The organism is Bradyrhizobium sp. USDA 3315 (assembly GCF_054056795.1).
On sequence record NZ_JBSRYP010000001.1, the window covers coordinates 1105926 to 1128901 of the forward strand.

25 protein-coding genes are annotated in these 22976 nt (G+C 65.0%); 12 read left to right on the top strand and 13 right to left on the bottom strand.

Going from position 1 to position 22976, the window contains the following annotated elements:
• Positions 1-20: 20 nt before the first annotated feature.
• Complete coding sequence (locus ACVIYL_RS05135; protein ID WP_456777907.1) at positions 21-953, top strand: 2-dehydropantoate 2-reductase; 933 nt, start codon at positions 21-23, stop codon at positions 951-953.
• 12 nt (positions 954-965) lie between these two features.
• On the opposite strand, the gene ACVIYL_RS05140 is transcribed toward ACVIYL_RS05135, so the two are convergent.
• From ACVIYL_RS05140 to ACVIYL_RS05160, 5 genes are all read right to left on the bottom strand, one after another.
• Complete coding sequence (locus ACVIYL_RS05140; RefSeq protein ID WP_229189382.1) at positions 966-2606, bottom strand: lysine--tRNA ligase; 1641 nt, start codon at positions 2604-2606, stop codon at positions 966-968.
• A 181-nt stretch (positions 2607-2787) separates the two neighbouring features.
• Positions 2788-3777, bottom strand: a complete 990-nt coding sequence (locus tag ACVIYL_RS05145; protein ID WP_456777908.1) for a transporter substrate-binding domain-containing protein — start codon at positions 3775-3777, stop codon at positions 2788-2790.
• Between the two features lie 154 nt (positions 3778-3931).
• Positions 3932-4522: an SCO family protein gene (locus ACVIYL_RS05150; RefSeq protein ID WP_028339030.1), complete on the bottom strand. Its 591-nt coding sequence runs from the start codon at positions 4520-4522 to the stop codon at positions 3932-3934.
• A gap of 18 nt (positions 4523-4540) precedes the next feature.
• Positions 4541-4675, bottom strand: coding sequence for a hypothetical protein (locus ACVIYL_RS05155; RefSeq protein ID WP_276486903.1), 135 nt, complete (start codon positions 4673-4675; stop codon positions 4541-4543).
• A 209-nt stretch (positions 4676-4884) separates the two neighbouring features.
• Positions 4885-5352 (bottom strand): hypothetical protein, encoded by a 468-nt coding sequence (locus ACVIYL_RS05160; protein WP_057016040.1) that lies wholly within the window; start codon positions 5350-5352, stop codon positions 4885-4887.
• A 278-nt stretch (positions 5353-5630) separates the two neighbouring features.
• On the opposite strand from ACVIYL_RS05160, the gene ACVIYL_RS05165 reads away from it, so the two are divergent.
• Positions 5631-7289, top strand: coding sequence for an FAD-binding dehydrogenase (locus ACVIYL_RS05165; RefSeq protein WP_456777909.1), 1659 nt, complete (start codon positions 5631-5633; stop codon positions 7287-7289).
• Between the two features lie 85 nt (positions 7290-7374).
• Here the strand turns inward: ACVIYL_RS05165 and ACVIYL_RS05170 are convergent, their stop codons facing one another.
• Together ACVIYL_RS05170 and ACVIYL_RS05175 are read right to left on the bottom strand one after the other, a co-directional pair.
• A complete protein-coding gene (locus ACVIYL_RS05170; RefSeq protein ID WP_168858453.1) occupies positions 7375-7734 on the bottom strand; it encodes a hypothetical protein in 360 nt (119 codons plus the stop codon).
• 248 nt (positions 7735-7982) lie between these two features.
• Positions 7983-8330 carry a winged helix-turn-helix transcriptional regulator gene (locus ACVIYL_RS05175; protein WP_163153530.1) on the bottom strand — a complete coding sequence of 116 codons (348 nt, stop codon included), beginning with the start codon at positions 8328-8330 and terminating at the stop codon, positions 7983-7985.
• A gap of 105 nt (positions 8331-8435) precedes the next feature.
• Here ACVIYL_RS05175 and ACVIYL_RS05180 point away from each other — a divergent pair, with 105 nt between their 5' ends.
• Together ACVIYL_RS05180 and ACVIYL_RS05185 are read left to right on the top strand one after the other, a co-directional pair.
• Positions 8436-9887 carry a CDGSH iron-sulfur domain-containing protein gene (locus tag ACVIYL_RS05180; RefSeq protein WP_456777910.1) on the top strand — a complete coding sequence of 484 codons (1452 nt, stop codon included), beginning with the start codon at positions 8436-8438 and terminating at the stop codon, positions 9885-9887.
• Positions 9888-10008: 121 nt separating this feature from the next.
• A complete protein-coding gene (locus ACVIYL_RS05185) occupies positions 10009-10359 on the top strand; it encodes a RidA family protein (RefSeq protein ID WP_028334578.1) in 351 nt (116 codons plus the stop codon).
• A 77-nt stretch (positions 10360-10436) separates the two neighbouring features.
• Here ACVIYL_RS05185 and ACVIYL_RS05190 read toward each other — a convergent pair whose 3' ends face one another.
• A complete protein-coding gene (locus ACVIYL_RS05190) occupies positions 10437-11588 on the bottom strand; it encodes an alpha/beta fold hydrolase (protein WP_456777911.1) in 1152 nt (383 codons plus the stop codon).
• Between the two features lie 285 nt (positions 11589-11873).
• On the bottom strand, positions 11874-12938 hold the full coding sequence (locus tag ACVIYL_RS05195) for an aromatic ring-hydroxylating dioxygenase subunit alpha (RefSeq protein ID WP_456777912.1): 1065 nt from the start codon (positions 12936-12938) through the stop codon (positions 11874-11876).
• Between the two features lie 107 nt (positions 12939-13045).
• Between ACVIYL_RS05195 and ACVIYL_RS05200 the strand changes: the two genes are divergently transcribed.
• The 7 genes from ACVIYL_RS05200 to ACVIYL_RS05230 all read left to right on the top strand — a co-directional run bounded on the left by ACVIYL_RS05200 (position 13046) and on the right by ACVIYL_RS05230 (position 18386).
• A complete protein-coding gene (locus ACVIYL_RS05200) occupies positions 13046-13954 on the top strand; it encodes a LysR family transcriptional regulator (protein WP_456777913.1) in 909 nt (302 codons plus the stop codon).
• Positions 13955-14048: 94 nt separating this feature from the next.
• Positions 14049-14738, top strand: a complete 690-nt coding sequence (locus tag ACVIYL_RS05205; protein ID WP_456777914.1) for an RNA polymerase sigma factor — start codon at positions 14049-14051, stop codon at positions 14736-14738.
• A gap of 97 nt (positions 14739-14835) precedes the next feature.
• Entirely contained in the window at positions 14836-15357 is a 522-nt protein-coding gene (locus ACVIYL_RS05210; RefSeq protein ID WP_057016034.1) for a DUF4142 domain-containing protein, read from the top strand.
• Positions 15358-15368: 11 nt separating this feature from the next.
• A complete protein-coding gene (locus ACVIYL_RS05215; protein ID WP_229189393.1) occupies positions 15369-15689 on the top strand; it encodes a cupredoxin domain-containing protein in 321 nt (106 codons plus the stop codon).
• Between the two features lie 94 nt (positions 15690-15783).
• On the top strand, positions 15784-16146 hold the full coding sequence (locus ACVIYL_RS05220; RefSeq protein ID WP_076832433.1) for a nuclear transport factor 2 family protein: 363 nt from the start codon (positions 15784-15786) through the stop codon (positions 16144-16146).
• Between the two features lie 163 nt (positions 16147-16309).
• Positions 16310-17107 (top strand): helix-turn-helix transcriptional regulator, encoded by a 798-nt coding sequence (locus ACVIYL_RS05225; RefSeq protein ID WP_456777915.1) that lies wholly within the window; start codon positions 16310-16312, stop codon positions 17105-17107.
• Between the two features lie 109 nt (positions 17108-17216).
• Entirely contained in the window at positions 17217-18386 is a 1170-nt protein-coding gene (locus ACVIYL_RS05230; RefSeq protein WP_456777916.1) for a cytochrome P450, read from the top strand.
• A 16-nt stretch (positions 18387-18402) separates the two neighbouring features.
• Here ACVIYL_RS05230 and ACVIYL_RS05235 read toward each other — a convergent pair whose 3' ends face one another.
• The 3 genes from ACVIYL_RS05235 to ACVIYL_RS05245 form a co-directional block, all read right to left on the bottom strand.
• Complete coding sequence (locus ACVIYL_RS05235; protein ID WP_456777917.1) at positions 18403-18714, bottom strand: hypothetical protein; 312 nt, start codon at positions 18712-18714, stop codon at positions 18403-18405.
• 295 nt (positions 18715-19009) lie between these two features.
• The gene (locus ACVIYL_RS05240) at positions 19010-19939 is read right to left on the bottom strand and encodes a dihydrodipicolinate synthase family protein (protein WP_456777918.1); all 930 of its coding nucleotides are present in this window, start codon (positions 19937-19939) and stop codon (positions 19010-19012) included.
• A 36-nt stretch (positions 19940-19975) separates the two neighbouring features.
• On the bottom strand, positions 19976-21142 hold the full coding sequence (locus ACVIYL_RS05245; protein ID WP_456777919.1) for an NADH:flavin oxidoreductase/NADH oxidase: 1167 nt from the start codon (positions 21140-21142) through the stop codon (positions 19976-19978).
• Between the two features lie 247 nt (positions 21143-21389).
• On the opposite strand from ACVIYL_RS05245, the gene ACVIYL_RS05250 reads away from it, so the two are divergent.
• On the top strand, positions 21390-22409 hold the full coding sequence (locus ACVIYL_RS05250; protein ID WP_456777920.1) for an LLM class flavin-dependent oxidoreductase: 1020 nt from the start codon (positions 21390-21392) through the stop codon (positions 22407-22409).
• A gap of 354 nt (positions 22410-22763) precedes the next feature.
• On the opposite strand, the gene ACVIYL_RS05255 is transcribed toward ACVIYL_RS05250, so the two are convergent.
• On the bottom strand, positions 22764-22937 hold the full coding sequence (locus ACVIYL_RS05255; RefSeq protein WP_194295406.1) for a hypothetical protein: 174 nt from the start codon (positions 22935-22937) through the stop codon (positions 22764-22766).
• Positions 22938-22976 lie beyond the last annotated feature (39 nt).

The window sequence follows — 22976 nt, forward strand, 5'->3', positions numbered from 1 at the left end:
GCAAAGCCCAGAGTTACGCAATGACAGGACCATCCGACCGCAAGACCATCGCCATCGTCGGCCTCGGCAGCATCGGCGGCATCGTCACCGGCCTGCTGCGGGCGGTCGACAAGCATGACGTGATCGCCTGTGTCCGGCGCCCGCTCGATCGGCTCACGGTCGAGCGGGCGGAAGGCACGGTGGAAGTGCCGCTGCGCGCCCTCACCGATCCGGCAGCGGCTACGCCGGTCGACTGGGTGTTGTTGTCGACCAAGGCGCAGGACACGGAATCGAGCGCGCCCTGGCTGCAAAGGCTGTGCGGGCCGCGGACGCGCGTCGCGGTGCTGCAGAACGGCATCGGCCACGCGGAGCGGCTGGCGCCATTGGTCGGCGCCGCCACGGTCGTGCCGACCATCGTCTATTACAACGGCGAGCGGCTGGCGCCGGATCGCATCCGTTTCCGCCGCGCCGGCGAGCATGAATTCGCGGTTGCCGATGACACAGACGGACGCGCGTTCGAAGCGCTGCTGGATGGCACGGCGATGCGCGTGCGGCGCTCCGCCGATTTCACCACGCTGGCGTGGCGCAAGCTTCTGCTCAATGCGGTCGCCAATCCGATCACCGCGCTCACCTTGCAGCGGCAGGCGGTGTTCCGCCGCGCGGACGTCAAGGCGCTGTGCCGCGCAATCCTCGAGGAGGCCGCGAATGTCGGCCGCGCCGACGGCGCCCAGCTCGCGCCCGACGAGGCCGAGCTGATGCTGGCGACGTTGTTGACCTATCCGCCAGACGCCGGCACCTCGATGTATTTCGATCGTGTCGCGGGACGCCCGTTCGAAGCCGATGCTCTCACCGGCGCGATCGTCGCGGCCGGCGAACGGCACGGCGTGCCGACGCCGCTCAACGGCCTGCTGCTGACGCTGCTGCGCGCCACCAGCGACGGCCTGCGCGACGCGGCGCAGGCCGAGCGGCGATGAGCGCCGCGATCCCTACGACGACCGCGCCAGCGCGCCGTCGATCATGTTGACCGCGTTCTGCACGCCGTAGACCGCGACGAAGGAGCCGAAGCGCGGGCCCTTCTCCTGGCCGAGCAGCACCTGGTAGAGCATGTTGAACCAGTCGAGCGAGACGCCGGGACGGCCGTCCTTGCCCTTCTTGACCATGTCGAGGAACGGCTCGCGGCGGCCGATCTCATAGACCACGTTCTGGATGTCTTCCGCGGTCGCGTTCGCCGGCATGTTGGCGAGCGCATCGCGCAGATCCTGCAGCGCAGCGCGCTCTCCTTCGGTCGGCTCGCGGAACTGCTTGGTCGGCGCCACGAAGTCGCGATAGTAGTTGATGGCGTAGCCGACCATCGCATCTAACTTCGGATGGGTCTGCGGCGTCACGCCCGGACGATAACGGCCGATGAAACCCCACAGCGTCTCGGCATTCTCCGCGTTCGACGACGACACCAGCGTCAGCAGCAGCTGGAAGGTGACCGGCATGTCGGCCTGCGGCGGCTTGCCGGAATGGATGTGCCAGACCGGATTCTGCAGCTGCTGCCGCGCTTCCTGCCGCGTGAAGCCGTCGAGGAATTGCTGGTAGTCGTCGACATTGCGCGGGATGACGTCGAAATAGAGCCGCTTCGCCGCCTTGGGCTCGCGATACATGAACAGCGACAGCGATTCCGGCGAGGCATAGCGCAGCCACTCGTCGATCGTCAGGCCGTTGCCCTTCGACTTCGAGATCTTCTGGCCCTTCTCGTCGAGGAACAGTTCGTAGTTGAAACCTTCCGGCGGCGTGCCGCCGAGCGCCGAGCAGATCTTGCCCGACAGCTTCACCGAGTCGATCAGGTCCTTGCCGGCCATTTCATAGTCGACACCGAGCGCGTACCAGCGCATCGCCCAGTCCGGCTTCCATTGCAGCTTGCAGCGGCCGCCGGTGACAGGAACCGTGACGGTCTCCTTGGTATCGGGGTCTTCATACGAGATCGTGCCGGCCTTGGCGTCATGCGCCGTCACCGGCACGTAGAGCACAAGGCCGGTGCGCGGACAGATCGGCAGGAACGGCGAGTAGCTTGCCGCCCGCTCCTCGCGCAGCGACGGCAGCATGATCGCCATCACCTTCTCGATCCGCTCCAGCATGCGCAGCAGCGCGGCATCGAAGCGGCCGGAGGTGTAGTACTCGGTCGAGCTCGCGAACTCGTAGTCGAAGCCGAACTGGTCGAGAAAGGCGCGCAGCCGCGCATTGTTGTGCTGGCCGAAGCTCGGATGGGTACCGAACGGATCGGGCACCTTGGTCAGCGGCTTGCCGAGATGCTGCTCCAGCAGCTCCTTGTTCGGCACGTTGTCCGGCACCTTGCGCAGGCCGTCCATGTCGTCGGAGAAGGCGAGCAGGCGCGTCTTGATCTTGTCCTCGGTGAGCACGCGGAAGGCGTGGCGCACCATCGTGGTGCGCGCGACTTCGCCGAACGTGCCGATATGCGGCAGGCCCGATGGGCCGTAGCCGGTCTCGAACAGCACCTCGTCCTTCGGATTTTTCTTCAACCGCGCCACAATCGCTTTCGCCTGCTCGAACGGCCAGGCGTTGGATTGTTCGGCGAGCGCCCGCAGGTCGCTCGGGCTGGCAGAAGGATCAATCACGGACATTCCTCAGGTTCTCTCCAAAAAGGCCGCGAAAACTAACGCTTTCGCGGCAAAATGCAAAACGACGGGAAGTTTGTCGTCATTCCGGGGCGATGCGCAGCATCGAACCCGGAATCTCGAGATTCCCCGGGGTGCAATTGCACCCCTGAGGTCTGGCCCTACGGACCATCCCGGAATGACGAACTCAGAACGGGCTGACCGAGAAATAGCGCAGCCACAGATCGGTGAAGCGGCCTTTTTCCCAGATCCGGAACAGCGCCCAGTTCAGCGACTGCCGGAGCAGGTCGTTGCCCTTGCGGACCGCGATGCCGACGCCCTCGCCGAAATAGCGGCTCTCGACAAAGGGGCCGCCGGCAAAGGCGCAGCATTCGGCGGAATCGGTGCCGTTGATCCAGAACGCGAGCGAGATCGCATCGCCGAAGACGAAGTCGACCTCGCCGCGGCGCAGCGCCGCGCGCAGCGTGTCGTTATCCGGATAGGAGTGGATTTCGGCGTCGGTGAACATCGCCTTGAGGTAGGCCTCGTGCGAGGTCCCGGCGATGACGCCGACCTTCTTGCCCTCGAGATATTCCGGGCGGATTTCCGGCATCGCGTTGTCACGGCGCGACACGAAGCGGGCCGGCGCGCGATAATAGGGATCGGTGAAATCGACCTTGGCGCGCAGCTGCGGCGTCACGGCCATCGACGCGATGATGGCGTCGCCCCGGTTGGTCGCCAGGGCATCGATCAGGGTCTCGAAGCGGCGCATCTGGATGGTGCAGGTGACCTTGATCTCGTCGCAGAGCGAACGCGCGAGGTCGACGTTGAAACCGGCCGGATTGCCGTCGGGACCGGTGAAATTGAACGGCGGATAGTCGGTCTCGGTCAGAAAGCGGATCACGGTGAGGCGCGACAGGTCCGGGCGGTCCGGCCGGCGCCGCGGGTCCCAGAAACCCGGCACCGCCTGCGGCGCGGCCTCGGCGGCGGCCTTGGGCGGCAGGGTCGGGGCCGCCTGGGTTGCCGCGGGGGCCGCAGGCGCTGCCTGCGGTGCAGCCGGCGCCGAAGGTGTCGCTTGTGCGGGGGCCGCCTTGGTGGGCGGAGCCGGAGCAGGAGCCGTCTTGGCTGCCGGCGCCTGTGCGGGGGGTGTCTGTGCAATTGCAGGGTACGCCAAGGCCAGCAAGGCAGCCGCGATCATGCCCGCGGCCAGGCAAAGCTGGCGCGAACGGACGGCAAGGGGCTGGACAGAGGGATTTGGCATAACCGGCAATTTCAGGAAATTGAACGGCTTATAGCCGAATCGGCGCCTGAAGCGAGCGCCGATTGGGTTAATTCTGAACCGGAAAGGGCGATCAGAGATACCGTTTCAGATCGGCCGCCGCCTCTTCCGGCGTCCGTTTCAGATTGAACGGCGCGACGAAATGACCGTCGCGGTCCATCAGATAGATCAGCGCGGTGTGGTCCATCGTGTAGTCGCCATCCTTCAGCGGCACTTTCTTGGCGTAGACACGATAGCTCGACAGCACCTTGGCGATCGCGGCGGGATCGCCGGTCAGGCCCTTGAGGTGCGGATCGAAGCTCGACAGGTAATCCTTCATCGCGGTGGCGGTGTCGCGTTCCGGATCGACCGAGACGAAATAGGCATTCACGCGATCGGCGTCCTTGCCCATCGCCTTCAGGACCTCCGAGATCTCGAACAACGAGGTCGGGCAGATATCCGGGCAATGGGTGAATCCGAAGAAGATCAGGGTCGGCTTGCCCTGAAGGTTCTTGTCGGTAACGGTCTGGCCGGACTGGTCGGTGAGCTGGAACGATCCGCCGATCGCGGCCGGCGCGGCAACGGTGCGCAAGCCGCCGATCGCCCACAGCATGAGGAACAAGCCGACCGCCAGACTGCCCGCGAAGGCAGCGAAGATCACCAATGGGCGCGTGGTCCGGGGCATGATGCGAGGGCGTCCTTGTCAGAAGCAGGCGGAGATGCCGGCCGTGATCATTTCGAAAAACACCGCGGTCCCGTAGTGGAACCAGAGCGCGGCAGCGGCAAGCAGGGCCAATCCGCCGATACCGGCCGCACCCCACAGGATCGCAGACGCCACCCGGGTCTGTGGAGCCGTTACGAGCTCGGATCGGGTGGAGATCGGCTGAACCATGAGGCTGAGATAAGCCGGGTTCCGGCAGGCAGCAAGCGCAATGGCGGTCGCAGGCCGTCAAATGATGGCGAGCGATTCCGGTGCCGGCGCGTTCATGCCCCGGCGTCTGCCGAGGCCAATGGCCGACGAGGGTCAAACAGAGAAGCAGCCGGAGCTTAGTGCGCGGGCTTCGGCGCCGAGGCCTGGGCGTTGAGGTAGCACGGCTTGTACAGCGCCTGCAGTTGCTTGCCGCGCAGGAAGATCATGCGCCGGGTCAGGCCACCACGCCCCGAAATCCATCTGCGTACCGCCGGCGGATACATCAGGTACAGCATATGGGTGGCTTCGGGATTGGGGACCGGACGGCCGTTATCGCCGTAATCCCAGGCTGCGTGGAAGCCGAGGCTGGCGTGCGAGGTCACACAAATCCGGTCGTGAGGAACCTTGCCGAGCACGATGGTGCAGGCCGAGGCACATAGCCCGTCGATGATGACCGTCTCGCCCGAAGTCCGCAGGTCCTGATACCTGTCGACATAGACGCCGATCTTGCCGCCGCGATCGTCGGCGATCCTGACTACAGCTTGAGACACCCCCATTCCCGCCAGCAGGAGAACCGCAGCGAGCAACCCCGTCATCAACTTCATTTTGGCCAGCCCCAGTCGAAACCGAATCTGTTTGGTCTGTGATGCAAGACGATCGTGAGCGTGTTGTGCGCGCGGATTTTTGTCCAGACGAGTGAAGCCGGTCAAAACAAATTCAAATTGGGTGTTGCGCGCACGCTGCAGTGAAAGTGGGGAAAGGTCCCAAACTGGAACAGCGCGGCGCACGTGCTTGGTGCTCCGCCGCCACAGGCAAGGTCCATTTGGCGTTGACCGCACGCAATGAGGCGGTCTTGAATCTCGGCGGGACGGGGGACCTGAACATGGCTGACGATGCAGATGTGATCGTGATTGGCGCGGGGCTTGCCGGTCTCGTGGCCGCAACCGAGATCGCCGACGCAGGCAAGCGCGTCATCGTGCTCGACCAGGAAGGGGAACAAAGCATCGGCGGCCAGGCCTTCTGGTCGTTTGGCGGCCTGTTCCTGGTCGATTCGCCGGAGCAGCGCCGGCTCGGCATCAAGGATTCGGTCGAGCTCGCGCTGCAGGACTGGATGGGCACCGCGGGTTTCGATCGCGAGGAGGATTACTGGCCGCGCAAATGGGCTGAAGCCTATGTCGCATTCGCGGCGGGCGAGAAACGCGATTGGCTGCGCGCGATGGGCCATCGCATCTTCCCGGTGGTCGGCTGGGCCGAGCGCGGCGGTTACGACGCGATGGGCCATGGCAATTCGGTGCCGCGCTTCCACGTCACCTGGGGCACCGGACCCGGCATCGTCGAGCCGTTCGAACGCCGCGCGCGCGAGGCCGCGAAAAGCGGACGGCTGATATTCAAGTTCCGCCACCGCGTCGATGCGCTCAGCGTCACCAACGGTGTGGTCGACGGCGTCGGCGGCGCGATCCTGGAACCGAGCTCGGTCGAGCGCGGCAAGAGTTCCTCGCGCAACGTCGTCGGCGACTTTTCCTTCCGTGCGCCTGCGGTAATCGTCGCGTCCGGCGGCATCGGCGGCAATCATGATCTGGTGCGGCAGAACTGGCCGAAGCGGCTCGGCGAGCCGCCCAAATTCATGATCTCCGGCGTGCCCGAACATGTCGACGGCCGCATGATCGGCATCACCGAGGCGGCGGGCGGCCGGCTGATCAACCGCGACCGCATGTGGCACTATGTCGAGGGCATCCGGAACTGGAACCCGATCTGGCCGCGTCACGGCATCCGGATCCTGCCGGGACCGTCGTCGCTGTGGTTCGACGCGACGGGCAAGCGGCTGCCGGCGCCGCTGTTCCCGGGCTCCGACACGCTCGGGCAACTGCATTACATCATGGGCACCGGCTACGATTATTCGTGGTTCATCCTGACCCAGAGCATCATCAAGAAGGAGTTCGCGCTGTCCGGCTCCGAGCAGAACCCCGACCTCACCGGCAAGAGCTGGCGCATGACGATCAAGCGCGCCACCAACAAGGGCGCGCCGGCGCCGGTGGAGGCGTTCAAGCAGCACGGCGCCGACTTCATCGTGCGCGACAATCTCGCCGATCTCGTCGATGCCATGAACAAGCTCGCAGGCAACGATCTGTTGCAGCTCGACGCCATCAAGGCGCAGATCGAGGCGCGCGACCGCGAGATCACCAACCCCTACGTCAAGGATGCGCAGGTGATGAACCTGCACAATGCGCGGCGCTATATCGGCGACAAATTGATCCGCACCGCGAAGCCGCACCGGATCCTCGATCCCGAGCACGGTCCGTTGATCGCGGTGAAGCTCAACATCCTCACCCGCAAGACGCTCGGCGGGTTCGAGACCGATCTCGATTCGCGCGTATTCGGCAACGATCACCAGATCATCCGCGGCCTCTACGCGGCCGGCGAAGCCGCCGGCTTCGGCGGCGGCGGCGTGCACGGCTATCGCTCGCTGGAAGGCACGTTCCTCGGCGGTTGCCTGTTCTCGGGCCGCAACGCGGGACGTGCGGCGGCGAAGGCGGTGAACTGAGGCGTGCTACTCCGAGATCCAGTCGTTGGCCCGCCGGCGTGAACCGGCGGGCTTTTCAGCGGAAGTTCCCCGAGCCGTGTTGCGATCAGGCGGTCTTGGTGAAAAGCGTCAGGATGCCGTTGGTGAGATTGACCGCGACAACTTGTGCCGAGCTCAGGCCCTTCGCCTTCAGCGCGGATACTGCTTCTTCAGATGCGTCGATGGAACCGCGAAGGTTCCGCAGGTCGTCTTCGCTTGCCTTTGCGACGACAGCCTCGACCTTTGACCGGGCGTCGGGCTTGAGTTCCTTGATGTCCACGACCTGGATGCTCCGGATGGCGGTGGGCTGATCAGATTGAGCCTGCGGCATCGCCTTCGGTTGCGTTCCCTGCACCTGCGCCCAAGCAGGTGTTCCGAGCGAGAGCGCCGCAACGATGACGGACGCCGTAGAGATGCGGATGTGCATGAGTATTCCTTGTCTTGATTACCCCCAACATCCCGCGACAACGGGCTTTCCTTGCTTAAGGTTCCGCCGGAAATCCGCTCTCTGGACTAGTGCTTATGCGACCGTCGCCGGGGGGCGGGTCAAAACATCGAAAACAACCCCATGCAAAGTACCAAGTAGCGGGCGGTGGCCGGCGTTCGAACAAGCAACTTGACACGTCGGGCAACTCAGAGGCATTATTCTAATATTCCGAAATTGCGCATCTTACTCTAATCCGCCTCCGCGCTGAGGAAGCGAACGCCGAACGTATCGGCGTTGGCCTCGCCCCAATCGTAGAGTGCCTGCAGCATCGGCTTCAGCATCTCGCCGCGCTTGGTCAGGCAATAGCGCGAGGAGCCGCCGCCGCGCTCCTGCTTGACGAAGCCCGAGTTGCAGAGATCACGCAGGCGCTCGGTCAACACCTTGTCGCTGAGCTGCGGGATGTCGTGGCGCAATTCGCCGTAGCGCATCGGCCGGACCTTGAGCCGGCTCAGGATCACCGTCTTCCATTTGCCGCTGAGCTGATCGATCGAGAACTCGACCGGGCAACCATATTTGCGCTTGGTCTTGCGGATCATTGCAACTCTCCCGCGGCACTTTCCATCTGGTTCGTTGAGAGCCGCCATCGATCCATCTAAGCACGCATTGCACGGGTTGGGCGAGTTCAGGGATCATTGCAAGACATGACAGACGACAATTCCGCCCAGGGTCCAAGCGACAAGCAACAGCCGCGCAAGCGCATCGTCGTCAGACGCAATGGGCCTTACGAACCGGAGCCCGGCACTCCGATCGTCGATCATCTCGGCGTGCCGATCGCAACGGAGGCCCCGGTGCGGCTCTGCCGCTGCGGACAATCGCAGACCAGGCCGTTCTGCGACGACAGCCACGTCGCGCGCGGCTTCACCGACGCTAGGGATCCGCGGCGCGCACCGGACAGGCTCGACGTTTATGCCGGGCAGCAGGCGTTCGTGTTCGACAATCGCGGCACCTGCGCACATTCCGGCTTCTGCACCGACCGCCTTAACTCGGTGTTTCGTCTCGGCGAGGAGCCTTTCATCGCAGCCAGCGGGGCGCGCCTCGACGACCTCCTCAACGCAGTGCGCAGATGCCCGTCGGGCGCGCTTGGCATCGGTATCGGCCCCAAGCGTGACGCCAACCTGTCCGACGTCAGCAGGCCGCCGCAGATCGAAGTGTCGAAAGACGGGCCTTATCGCGTCACCGGCCATGTCGAACTGGTCGATGAGGATGGCGCGCCGATCACACAGAACGCGGGCGCGTCGCAAGAGCATGTCAGCCTGTGCCGCTGCGGCGCGTCGCTGAACAAGCCGTTTTGCAGCGGCATGCATTGGAACGTCGCGTTTCGCGATCCCGTTCCCGATCCGATGCGCGAGCCGACGCTGTTCGAATGGGCTGGCGGCTATCCGGCGCTGCTCGACATGACGCGCATCTTCTACAGTCGTTACGTGCCGGAAGATCCGCTGCTCGGTCCGCTGTTCGCCGAGATGTCGCCGGACCATCCGGAGCGGGTGGCGGCGTGGCTCAGCGAGGTGTTCGGCGGCCCACGCTTCTACACCGAGCGCTACGGCGGCTATCGGCGAATGGTGTCGCAGCACATCGGCAAGGAGATCCGGCCGGAGCAGCGCGCATTGTGGGCGACCTACATGGTGCAGAGTGCCGACGATGCGGGCTTACCGAGCGATCCGGAATTGCGCGCCGCCTTCGTCGCCTATATCGAATGGGGCTCGCGGATCGCAGTGGAGAATTCCGGCGCCGGCGCAACACCGCCGCCGAACATGCCGGTGCCGCGCTGGTGGTGGGTCTGCAACGCAACGCCGGCCGCACGGCCGTCCGCAACCGCGAGCGATGCGCAGGCCGCGAACGAGATCAGCGTGGCACTCCCCGGCCCCGGCGAGGCCGTGCAGTTCGAACAGCACATCCGACCGCTGTTCCGGCCGATGGACCGCAGTTCGATGCTGTTCGCCTTCGATCTCTGGAACGAGGCGGATGTCGCCAGGCACTGTCAACAAATCCTGGCACGGCTCGAGGCCGGGACCATGCCGTGCGACGGTGCCTGGCCGGCCGAGCGAGTGGCGCTGTTCGCACGCTGGACGAATGGGCAGAATCCGCCGACCTGATTGCGCCGAGCCGATCTCGGAGCAATTTCGAGCGATTTCGGTGAACGGCGCTGCAAATTGTGCAGTGGCGGCGCTCGCTCTGGCAGGTTAGACAGTGCCCGCCATTCAAGTGGAGACCCAAATGAGCATTCAGCGTTTCGAAACCGGCCCGCGCATGAGCCAGGCCGTCGTGCACGGCAACACCGTCTATCTCGCCGGCGTCGTCGCCGGCAAGGCCGCGGGCGGCAGCGTCACCGACCAGACCAAGGACATCCTGTCGATCATCGACGGCCACCTCGCCAAGGCCGGCACCGACAAGTCGAAACTGCTCAGTGCGACGATCTACATCACCGACATGAAGACGTTCCCGGAGATGAACGCGGTGTGGGACGGCTGGGTCTCCCAGGGCAACACCCCGGCCCGCGCCACCGTCGAGGCCAAGCTGGCGGCGCCGCAGTACAATGTCGAGATCATGGTCGTCGCGGCGAAATAGACGCGACGCACGTCATCCAACGGATACCGGATGCCCCGGATTGCAAAGCGCAATTCGGGGCATTTTTCATCTTGCACTCACGCGCTGATCCGCGCTTGCTCGCCGGCAGCCTCACCGAGATCGGACTGAAGCCAGCGGGCAATCCGGCGCCATGAGCCGGCGAGAGCCTTGCAGCCCATGAACAGTCCGAGGTGACCGCACGGCTCGGTATGGCATTGCAGCCACGCGGGCGGCGTGGCCAAGAGCCGCGCTGTCGCAAATGCCTGGTCGGGCGGAACAACGATGTCGTTCTCTGCGGCGAGCAGGAAGACGGGCTGCTTCACGGCAGCGAGATCGATCTTGCAGCCAAGCGCGAGGAAGTCGCCAGCCGCGATCCGGTTCTGGCGAAAGATCCAGTCGGTCACTTCGAGGTAGTAGGTGCCCGGCAGATCGAGCGTCTCGTCATTCCAGCGCGTGAAGCGATCGAGCAACGCCCGCGCATCCTCCGAATTGCGGTCGAGCCGCCTCTGCAGCGCCGCTTCCGCGTCACGCATGGTGAACGGGATGCTCCAGGCCTGCAGCATGTGCTTGCCGCTGATGATCCCATCCCCCTGACGGACCAGCGCCTCGAAGCCTTGCGGTGGAAGCGAGGCGACCATCCGGGAAAGCTCCGACGGTACCGAGACGTCGACCGGGCTGCCGGCAAGCACAAGCCGCCGTACCTTGCCGGGAAAGCGCGCCGCATAGAGCAACGACAGCCAGCCGCCCTGACAGAGACCTGCAAGGTCGACCGGCGGCCCGATCGTGTCGACGGCCACGTTGAGATCGGACAGAAAGGTGTCGATCGAGAAATATCGCATCTCCGGCGCCGCCGAGCGCCAATCCGTGAGATAGAGACGCGCAACGCCAGCCTTCTGCAACGCCTCCATCAGGCTGTGGCCGGGGGCAAGATCCGCAATCTGCGCGCGATGCAGCGCATAGGGCGCGCAGACCAGAAGCGGCCGGCCTTCGGCCGCTCTCGAGAAATCCAGCAGGCACATCGACGGCAGCTGAAGCGCGACCGAATGGGCTGTCGTCCAGGGCAGCGCCGCCGCTTCGCCCGACGAATCCGTGGGCTCGGGCGGACGGTTGGGGTACCACTGCGAGTAGATGTCCAGCGCCAATCGCGCGGCTTCAAACGGCCATAGCCAGGCGTCCTGCGCCCAGTTGGTGCTCGCACTTCGATCCGATCGATCCGTCTTTTCGGGCAAGCTCATTCACCGATTGATCGCTACCGGGATGGTCTGGCCAACGCGGGTCACCTTCACGCCGACAAATTCAGGTCGGATCAGTTTACGCCAAACCGGCTGGAGCGGCAGCCACGCCGGGATGTCACGATCTCGCGACCCCGGCGCCGCTTGCTGCCAAGCAGCAAACGTCCGTAGTTGCAACGGACTAAAGCGCGATGAGATTGGGTTGAATCATCATCGCGCTTTAGCTCCTTGTTTGAGCATGATCTTTTCGGAAAACCGCTTCACACTTTTCCGGATCATGCTCTAGGCGGCGCGTGCCGTGCCCTTCTCCGCCTCGAGCTTGCGCGCGAACAGCCAGCGGAAATAGGTCAGCGGGGCATCGGCGCCGATCGCGAGCAGCTGATAGTCCGGATCGGCGTCGAACACGCGCTGCTGCGCCTCGATGATATCCTTGTCCTCGTTGAACCCTTCCTCGAGGCTGTGCCGCAGCGACAGTGCGATGTTCGGATTGTCGATGTCGAAATCGTGCAGGTAATTCCAGAAGAAGTGCGTGGTCGAGCGCGTCTCCGGCGTCATGAACTGCGCGTTGCGATATGACCGCGTGCCCGGAACCTGGACGCCCTTCTCGACGCCCTGCCCCGCCGGCGCGAACGTGGTGTCGAGCGTGAAGATGCCGGGCACGATCATGCGGCCGATATTGCGGCGGTCGATCTTGTCGGCTTTGTTCGGGATCACCTTCTTGTGGTAGGGCGGCGGCTCGGCGCCCATGTGCCAGCGCTCGACACGGAAACCGTCATCCAGCTTCTCGATCGCGACCGGCTTGGTCTTGTAGGCGTATTCCTCGGAGCCGCCGAGCGTGTTGGTGTGCACGAAGGCGAGATGCGCGAAGTCGCTGAGGTTGTCGACGATCAGGAGCCAGTTGGCCTTGTAGTGCATGTAACCCGGCAGGCCGCGCCATCTGGGATCCTCGAGCGGCGGATAGTCGAGGATCAGCTTCGGATCGGCCTTCTCGGGATCGCCGGTCCAGATGAAGATCAGATTGTAGCGCTCGACCACGGGATAGCTGCGCACGCCGAGCTTGGCGGGGATCGTTTCCTGACCGGGAATCTGGATGCATTTGCCGTCGGCCGCGAACTTCATGCCGTGATACATGCACCTGATGTCGTCGCCCTCGATGCGCCCCATCGAAAGCGGCGCGGCGCGATGGCAGCAGCGGTCGTCCAGTGCGACGACTTTCCCGCTCGACCCGCGATAGAGCACGATCGGCCGTTCCAGGATGGTGCGCGCGACCATCTTGCCGTCGATCAGTTCGTGATTCCACGCCGCCACGTACCAGGTGTTGCGCAGGAAAATTCCGTCGTCAGCCATCTCACCCTCCCGATGCAAGATTTGGTTGCGACGAGGTTAGGTGATTGCGGTCACCGGGATAATCCGATTTGGCTGGACACACTGTACCGGTGGATGGACAATCGGCCATGGAGTGGCGCGACTGGGAGCTGTTTTGCGAGGTTGTCGAGCATGGCGGCTTCACCGCGGCCGCGCGCGTGCTCGGCCATCCCAAATCGAGTCTCAGTGCTGCGGTGCAGCGTCTCGAAGCCAATCTCGGGCTGCGGCTGATCGAGCGCACCACCCGGCACCTGCGGCTGACCGATTCCGGCGAAACCATCTATCGCAAGGTGCGCCCGCTGTTCACCGCGCTGCACGACACCCACAGCGAGGCGTTGGCGATGTCGAGCGCGGTTGCGGGCACGCTGCGCATCAAGGCGCCTTATGAATTCGGCGCGCATCATGCGGGACCGGTCGCCTGCGCGGTGATGGGTCGCTATCCGGAGCTTTCGATCCGGATCGACGTCGAGCACGACATCGTTAGCCCGGTCGCCGAGAACTACGACATCGTGTTTGCGATGCTGGAGGCGCCGCTGCCGTCAGCCGGCATCGTGATCCGCCGCGTCTTCACGCTCGAGCGCGGCCTGTTCGCGGCACCGGCGCTGCTGGAGAAATTCGGCGAGCCGCGCACGCTGGATGATCTGAGAAAGCTGCCGCTGCTGACCGGCCCCAGCGATCCGCCATGGGCGATCACCGCTCCCGGCGGCGCGGTCGAGCATCTCGCGGTCGATCGCGCACGCCTGACCAGCTCGAATGCCCATGTCCGGCTGCAGGCGGCGCTCGCGGGCCATGGCGTGCTGCGGGTCACCGCCAGCTATACCCAAGCCGCCGTCGCGGCCGGCGAGTTGCGGCGGCTGCTGCCCGATCATGCCTGCGAGCCGCTGAACGTGCATGCGCTGTTGCCGGCGCGGCAATTTGTCCCGGCGAAGGTGCGCTGTTTCCTCGACGCGATGGAGGCGCATGCGCGCGGCGATCCGGAGGCCTATATCAGGCCGTAGCGGTCTTTTTGACCGATCACCATTTTCCCGGGAACCTGTACGGCCGGTTGGCATCCAATGGTATGATTCCGCCAACAGTGAGGGCGATCCCGCCATGCGCCAGGCCCATGTAACGTCCCTGCCGCCGACCCGCTCGGACGATGCCGAGCTCGTGCAACGCGCGCTCGCCCGCGACGAGGCCGCGATCCGCGCCATCATGCAGGCGAATAATCGCCGGCTGTTCCGGCTGGCGCGCGGCATCCTGCGCAACGACCACGAGGCCGAGGACGTGGTTCAGGACGCCTATGTGCGCGCCTTTACCCATCTCGACCAGTTCCGCGGCGACTCCAGCCTGTCGACCTGGCTGTCGCGGATCGCAATGAACGAGGCACTCGGCCGCCTGCGCCGCAGGCACAGCAGCGTCGAATGGTCCGATCTGCCGAAAGGCGCTCCTGAAGCCCAGATCATCCAGTTCCCCCTGTCGTCAACAGACGATCCGGAAAAATCCATGGCCCAGCGCGAAATCCAGCACGTCGTCGAGCACGCGATCGACGAGCTGCCCGAGGCGTTCCGCCTCGTCTTCATCACCCGCGTGATCGAGGGCATGAATGTCGAGGAGACCGCTGAGATTCTCGGCCTCAAGCCGGAAACCGTGAAGACCCGCCTGCACCGCGCCCGGACCATGCTGCGCGACAATGTCGAGCGGAAGATCGGCCCCGTCGTCATGGAGGCCTTCCCCTTCGCGGGCAAGCGCTGCGAGCGATTGACCGAGGCGGTTCTGAAACGGCTCCGCGCCACCGCCTGAATTTTTTTCGGGAACCTCTGCTCGTCCGCGCCATCCAACTCCTGTGCAAGCAACGACGCGCCGCGCGCTACGCCCGGCTCAACAGGAGTTTCAAACCATGTTCGTTCGATTGGGTATCGCGGTCGCCGCGCTCAGCCTTCTCAACTGCGCTGCGCTGGCGCAGGGCGCCAAGCCGACCGATCCGCAGATCGCGCACATCGCCTATACGGCCGGTGTGATCGACATCAATGCCGCCAAGCAGGCGGAAGAGAAGGCCTCCAACAAGGAGGTCAAGGCGTTCGCCAAGGACATGGCGCGCGACCACGAGGCGGTGAACAAGCAGGCGCTCGACCTCGTCAAGAAATTGAAGGTGACGCCGGAGGACAACGACACCAGCAAGGCGCTGTCGAAGCAGGCGGCCGACAAGCTCGCCGAACTCGGCAAGCTGAAGGGCGCCGCCTACGACAAGGCCTATATCGACAACGAGGTCGCCTACCACAAGGCCGTCAACACCGCGCTGGAAACGCAGCTGATCCCCTCGGCCAGCAATCCCGAGCTGAAGGGCCTGCTGCAAACCGGCCTGAAGATCTTCCAGGGCCACCAGCAGCATGCCGAACATGTCGCGGCCGGCCTGAAGTAAGGAGGCGCGCGATGTTGCCAGGACGCTGTCTCGCAACGCTGGCTTTGCTCGCGCTCGGCGCGATGGCCGTCCCGGCGCATGCGGCCACCATCCAGATCGTGATGGAAAATCTGGTGATCTCGCCGGCCGAGGTGTCGGCCAAGGTCGGCGACACCATCGAATGGGTCAACAAGGACGTGTTGGCGCACACCGCTACCGCGAAGAACGGCGACTTCGACGTGACGATCGCGCCGAAGAAGACAATCAAGTCGGTCCTGACCAAGGCCGGCACGGTCGACTATTACTGCCGCTACCATCCCAACATGAAGGCGGTGCTGACCATCGCACCATAGCCCGCGCGATGACCTCAGAGGTAATCGATCGGCGCACGCGAACCTTCGATAGTCCGGACCGCCGCACAGTCCGGCATTATCGAAGGAGAGCACCATGACCGACCATGCCACCATCGCCCGCCGCTATATCGATCTCTGGAACGAGCGAACGCCGAGCCGGCGTCGCGAGATGCTGAGCGAGAACTGGACCGCCGATGCGCGCTATATCGATCCGCTGATGAACGGCGACGGCCATGAGGGCGTCGACGCGCTGATCGCCGGCGTGCAGCAGAAGTTTCCGGACTTCCGCTTCAAGCTGATCGGGGAGCCGAACGGCTTCGGCGACCATGTCCGATTCTCCTGGGGCCTCGGGCCGGACGGCGTCGACAGCCCGATCAAGGGCACCGACTTCGCGATGCTGAAGGACGGCCGGATCAGGAGCATCACCGGCTTCCTCGACCAGGTGCCGGGCGCCTGAGGCGCCGCTTCCACGCCGGCGATGTCGCTGCCAGAGCGTTTTCGAGCGAAGTGGATCCCGGTTCGCGTTAGGAAAACGCGTCAAAACAAAGAATCCAGAGCCCCGTTCCGATTCCATCGGAACGGAAAAGGCTCTAGTCTTTCCGAAACACAGGGAGGACGCCATGAAGGCAGATTTCGCCTTCAAGACTTCTGTCGTCAGCGACATCACGCCGGCGCTGCTGGCGATCGGCCGCGACAGCTTTCCGCAGGCCCTGATCGGCGCGCTGCGGCGCGTCGCCGGGGTCGGTCATTGCATGGTGTTCTCGTTCACCGGTCCGCGGACCGCCGCGTGCCTGCTCGATGTCGGCAACATCCCGACCGGGCGCGACCTCGGGATCGCCTATTCCGAGCATTTCCATCAGGCCGACCCGAACCGCGACGCGGTGTTCGAGGGGCGGACGCAGGCTGCGCCGATCGTGCTGCCGAACTTTGCCCGCCGGATGTACAGCGACGGCTACCGCAAGATCTTCTTCGACGACTCCGACATTGTCGACAAGTTCGCCTCCGCGATCTGGACCGGCGACACCTGCTTCTATGTCAACTTCTACCAGATCACCGCGCAAGGCCGCTTCAGCCGCGAGCAGATCGCGCGCCTGGCCGCGGTCGCGCCGGCGTTGACGGCGGCCGTGGCGCGGCATTTCCAGCGCGACCCGGCACCGGATGTTGATCCGATCGAGCGGTTGAAGACCCTGTTTGCAACCGCCGAGCCGCTCGCCAGGCTGACGGGGCGCGAGCAGGAGGTCTGCCTGCGCATCCTCTCCGGTCTCAGCTCGGAAGCGATCGCCGCCGAACTCGGCATCGGGCTGCACTCCGCCCTCACCTATCGCAAACGCGCTTATGACAAGCTCGGCATCTCCTCGCAGAACGAGCTGTTCGCGATCGCGCTGCGCCTGATGGCCTCAGCGCGCCAGTTGAACTGAGCGTGCTCCAGGCGATGGTCTCCCGCTGTCCCCAGCGGTGGGGACAGACGGGCCGCGCCGCCCGGCCTATGCTCGGTCCGAAAACCCGAGGCCAAACCGAGATCACGTCGTGAGCACCGCGCCCCATTTCAATATCGACGTCCCCGCCTTCTGGCAGGATCCCTACCCGGCGCTGGCGCGTATGCGCAAGGAGGCGCCGATCGCCTTCGTGCCGCAACTCGGCAGCACGCTGCTGTGCAGCCGCGACGACATCTTCATCTCCGAGAAGCAGATCGACGTGTTCTCGTCGCACCAGCCCGAGGGGCTGATGAACAACCTGATGGGCCACAACATGATGCGCAAGGACGGCGATGCGCACATGAACGAGCGCAAGGCGATCTTTCCGGCGATCTCGCCCAAAACCGTCAGATCGCACTGGACCGCGCAGTTCGCAGCACACGCGACGCGCATCCTCGACGAACTGAACCCGGACGGCGTGGTCGATTTCGTGCAGACGTTCGCGCTGCCGTTCTCGGCCGAATGCCTGAAGTCGATCACCGGCCTCACCAATATGCGCTTCCAGGACATGAACGCGTGGTCGCAGGGTATGATCGACGGCATCGCCAATTATGTCGGCGATCCCGCGATCGAGGCGCGCTGCCATGCGGCGACCTCCGGGATCGATGCCGCGATCGACGACATGGTCCCCAGGCTGCGCAAGACGCCCGACCTCAGCCTGCTCGGCGTAATGCTGCAGACCGACATGCCGATGGAGAGCGTGCGCGCCAATATCAAGCTTGCGATCTCGGGCGGCCAGAACGAACCGCGCGATGCAATCGCCGGCACGGTATGGGCGCTGCTGACCCATCCCGACCAGCTTGCGCTGGCGACGAGCGGCACGATCCCGTGGCTGCAGGTGTTCGAGGAATATGCGCGCTGGATCTCGCCGATCGGGATGTCGCCGCGGCGGATCGCAAAGCCCTGGACGATCAGGGACGTCGCATTCGAGACCAATGAGCGCGTGTTCCTGATGTTCGGCTCGGCGAACCGCGACGAGAAACACTTCGACAAGCCCGATGCGTTCGACGTGCGCCGCGACGCCGGCAAGAGCATCGCGTTCGGTGCCGGTCCGCATTTCTGCGCCGGCGCCTGGGCCTCGCGCGCCATGGTCGCCGACGTCGCGCTGCCCGCGATCTTCAAGCGGCTGAAGAATCTGCGCCTGATCGAGCACAAGCCGGCGCGGATCGGCGGCTGGGCGTTCCGCGGCCTGCTGGATTTGCCGGTGACGTGGGACGCGTAGCATGCTTTGCGCAGGTTCAGTGCACGGGACCCGGCACGACGAGGCGCAGCAATCGCGCGTCGCGTGATGGGGGGACCGTCGTGGTCCAGGCCTCGCCCGCATCGACGAGGCAGGACAAACCGTCAGGCCGCGACAGGAGGATCGTCCAGGTACCCGCCGGCGAAACGAAGACCTCCACGAGGTGGCCGCGATCGGACAATCCGCGGTGCACCTCAACCTCACCGAAATGGTCTTTGAGGAAGGTCACGAAATCGGACCGGGAGGCGCAAGCCTGCGCTGCGCCAGCCACCGTCGACATCAACGCGGCAGCCAAGCTGAGTGCCGCCAAGCGGATACATCGCAACATGGCCCCCTCCTTGTCCGGGCAGCCATGCACGACCATCGCCGAACCAAGCTCACTGCAGCGAACTCAAGCAGGGTCGATGATCGCGTACTCCACCCAAGGTGGTGATCAGGCACGAGGATTTCAAGAGCGGCAGCGGCGGCATCATGCTTCGACAAGGTTTCGCCCGAGCCCTTCAGCCAAGCCCGCCACACGGCTCCGCTCGCCAGATCAACGTCCATGCGCGCCGGCGATCGAGAGAGCGTCCTAAAGGCCCGGACGCGCCTGACCAGGCGTCCTCTCATCGTCCCCAGCGCAGCACAACCGGATCGAGTGTTCGCGCGATCTCGATCAACCCCGCGCGCGTCGCCGGATGCAGCGGTTGCAGCGGGTGGCGCACTGCATCGGACTTGATGACGCCGCCCTCGCGCATCAGCACCTTGCAGGCCTGCAGCCCGCATTGGCGGTTCTCGTAATTGATCAGCGGCAGCCAGCGCGCATAGGCCCCGACCGCCTCGTCGCGCCGGCCGGCGAAGAACGGATCCATGATCTGGCGGATGCCGTCGGGATAGCCGCCGCCGGTCATCGCGCCGGTGGCGCCGGCATCGAGATCGGCCATCAGCGTGATCGCCTCCTCGCCGTCCCACGGCCCCTCGATCTCGGCGCCGCCCTTCTCGATCAGGCCGCGCAGCTTGTTCGCCGCCATCGGCACCTCGATCTTGAAGTACCTGATATTGGCGAGCTCCTTTGCCATCCGTGCCAGGAAATCCACCGAGAGCGGTGTTCCCGCCACCGGCGCGTCCTGGATCATGATCGGGATGTTGATGGCATCCGACACGCCCCGATAAAACTCGTAGATGCCCGGCTCGCCGACGCGGAAGGTCGCGCCGTGATAGGGCGGCATCACCATCACCATGGCAGCTCCGGCGGCTTCCGCCTCGCGGCTGCGCGCGGCGCAGACCGCCGAGGAGAAATGCGTGGTGGTGACGATGACGGGAATGCGGCCGGCGACATGCTCGAGCACCGTATGCATCACGGTCTCGCGCTCGGCGTCGGTCAGCACGAACTGCTCGGAGAAATTGGCGAGGATGCAGATGCCGTGGGAGCCGGCGTCAATCATAAAGTCGACGCAGCGCCGTTGTCCGTCGAGGTCGAGCTTGCCGTTGGCGTCGAAGATGGTCGGCGCCACGGGGAAGACGCCGCGATAGGGGCGCTTTGCGACTGATGTCATGATAACGACCTCCCAGGTTGTTGTCGGATTTTCTTGTCAGCTCTGGCGGAACGGCAGCGGCGGGCCGTCGAGCCGGCGCAGGCCCGGCTCGCGCCGCTCCAGCCACCAACCATACTGCTTCGGCCAGGACGCGAACACCTCGCCGCCTCCAGCGCCAAGCGCAAGCTCGGCATGCAGCGGCCAGTTCGGATCGAACAGCGCCTCGCGGCCGATCGCGACCAGGTCGGCCTGGCCGTTGGCCAGGACATCTTCTGCCTGCTGCGGATGCAGGATGAGGCCGACCGCGATGGTCGCAATGTCGGCGGCGCGGCGGATCTCATCGGCATAGGGCACCTGAAAGCCGTAGCCGCGCGGAATCCGCGCCGCGGTCGCCGAGCCGAGCAGGCCGCCCGACGAGCAATCGATCAAATCGGCACCGCGCGCCCTGGCTTCGCGGGCGAACGCGACCTGGTCCTCGAGCGTCAGGCCGCCGTCGATACCGTCGACCGAGGAGATCCGCACCGACAGCGGCCGCTCCGCCGGCCAGGCCGCGCGCACGGTCTCGATGATCTCGAGCGGATAGCGCATCCGCCCGGCGCGATCGCCGCCATAGGCATCGGTGCGGCGGTTCGACAATGGCGAGAGGAATTCGTGCAGCAGATAGCCATGCGCGCAATGCACCTCGACGAATTCGAAGCCGGCCTCCACCGCACGCAAGGTGGCGCGCCGCCATTGCTCGCGCAGCGCGGCGAGCTCGGCCACCTCGAGCGCGTGCGGCATCAGCCAGCCGTCTTCCATCGGGATCGCGCTCGGCGCCACCGTCCGCCACGGCAGATCGCCGCGGGCGCGGTCGGCCTCATCGAGAGCGGCATTGCCGTACCAGGGACGCTGCATGCTGGCCTTGCGGCCGGCATGCGCGAGCTGGATCGAGGGCACGGCGCCATTGTCCTTGAGGAAGGCGGCGATCCGCTCGAGCGGCGCGATCTGCTCGTCGTTCCAGATGCCGACGTCGCCGTGGGTGATGCGACCCTCGGCGACAACCGCCGCGGCCTCGACCATCACGAGCCCGGCGCCGCCCTGGGCGAACTTGCCGAGATGCACGAGATGCCAGTCATTGGCCAAGCCGTCGGTCGCCGAATACTGGCACATCGGCGAGATCAGGATGCGGTTTCGGGAGGTCACGCCGCGAAGCGTGATCGGCTGAAACAGAAGCGGCTGCGACATCGGGACCTGCGGGACGGTGTTGGCGGGAGAAATCGTGGCGGAAAGCTAGGCGGCGCGCCCCGGGATCGCAAGTCATGCCGCGGCGCAGGCGGCCAGACCTGCACGCATGCAGCACTTGCGCAACGGCCCGATCTGCAAAACCCGCAACATTTGCCGCAGAAAAATCTCCCGGCTGGTAAGCACTTTCGGTCATCCCCGGGTCACGTCACGGATCGCAATTCGTCGCGGACATCCCTACATTGCCGGCATGAAGAAAATCGGATTCCTTTCGTTCGGGCACTGGACGCCCTCGCCGCAGTCGCAGGCCCGCTCGGCCGCGGATGTGCTGCCGCAATCGATCGACCTTGCGGTCGCGGCCGAAGAGCTCGGCGCGGACGGTGCGTATTTTCGCGTCCATCACTTCGCGCGCCAGCTGGCCTCGCCGTTCCCGCTGCTGGCGGCCGTCGGCGCCAGGACCAGCCGGATCGAAATCGGCACCGCCGTGATCGACATGCGCTACGAAAATCCGCTCTACATGATCGAGGACGCCGGCGCGGCCGACCTGATCGCGAGGGGACGCCTGCAACTCGGCATCAGCCGCGGCTCACCCGAGCAGGTGATCGATGGCTGGCGCTATTTCGGCTATCAGCCGGGCGAGGGCGAAACCGACGCCGACATGGGCCGGCGTCATGCCGAGATCTTCCTCGACATGCTGCGCGGCCAGGGATTTGCGCAGCCCAATCCACGGCCGATGTTTCCCAATCCTCCCGGCCTGCTGCGGCTCGAACCACTCTCGGAAGGCCTGCGCGAGCGCATCTGGTGGGGCGCCGGCTCGAACGCCACCGCGGTGTGGGCGGCGAAGCTCGGGATGAACCTGCAAAGCTCGACGCTGAAGAACGACGAGACCGGAGAGGCTTTCCACATCCAGCAGGCCGCCCAGATCCGGGCCTATCGTGCCGCCTGGAAGGAAGCCGGGCACACGCGCGAGCCGCGGGTCTCGGTGAGCCGCAGCATCTTCGCGCTGGTCGACGATCGCGACCGCGCCTATTTCGGCAACGGCCAGGAGCAAGACCAGATCGGCTTCATCGATGAGAGGACGCGCGCCATCTTCGGCCGCGGCTACGCCGCCGAGCCGGACAGGCTGATCGAGCAGCTCAAGACGGATGAGGCGATCGCGGAGGCCGATACCTTGCTTCTGACCGTCCCCAATCAGCTCGGCGTCGACTACAACGCGCATGTGATCGAGACGATCTTGACCCAGATCGCGCCCGCTTTGGGCTGGCGCTAAATCCATCGCGAACGTCAGCGACACTCGCCCGGCGCGCAGCCTCGTCACATCGAGCAGGACCGGGATAAGGACCCGCGCCGGCCGTCTTCTAGGGGGGCTGTTGAGAGAGAACGGCCAGGCGCGGGCTTGAACCGACCGTTCTCGCCGGAGGTCGGTCGGCTCTATTCGACCAATGCCGGAACCCGCGACATCGTTCCGGCGGAACTTCGTTCTCAAACGCGGAGAACTACGGAAACATAACTGCGCGTTGTGAGAAGAACAGGTCGAGTACGGTGCGTTAGGCGCGCACGTTGCGTGAACAGATCGCCGTAATATCCCGGGATAATAGCGAAGGCCGTCTGCGGATTCCCTGGGTCAGGAATCCCTGTCGCGATTGCGCCGGGTGAGATCGAGCCGATCGACGCGCTCATCGATCCGCCGGTTCAGCTCCTCGTCTTCTCGCGTATTGCTGCCGCGACGGGCGCGAACCACCAATGCACAACATCCGAGCAGAACGATCGCGAAGAACGCGTAGTACCACCATGCCATGCACTGATCTCAAATGAACGCTCGCGATACCGCCGGAAA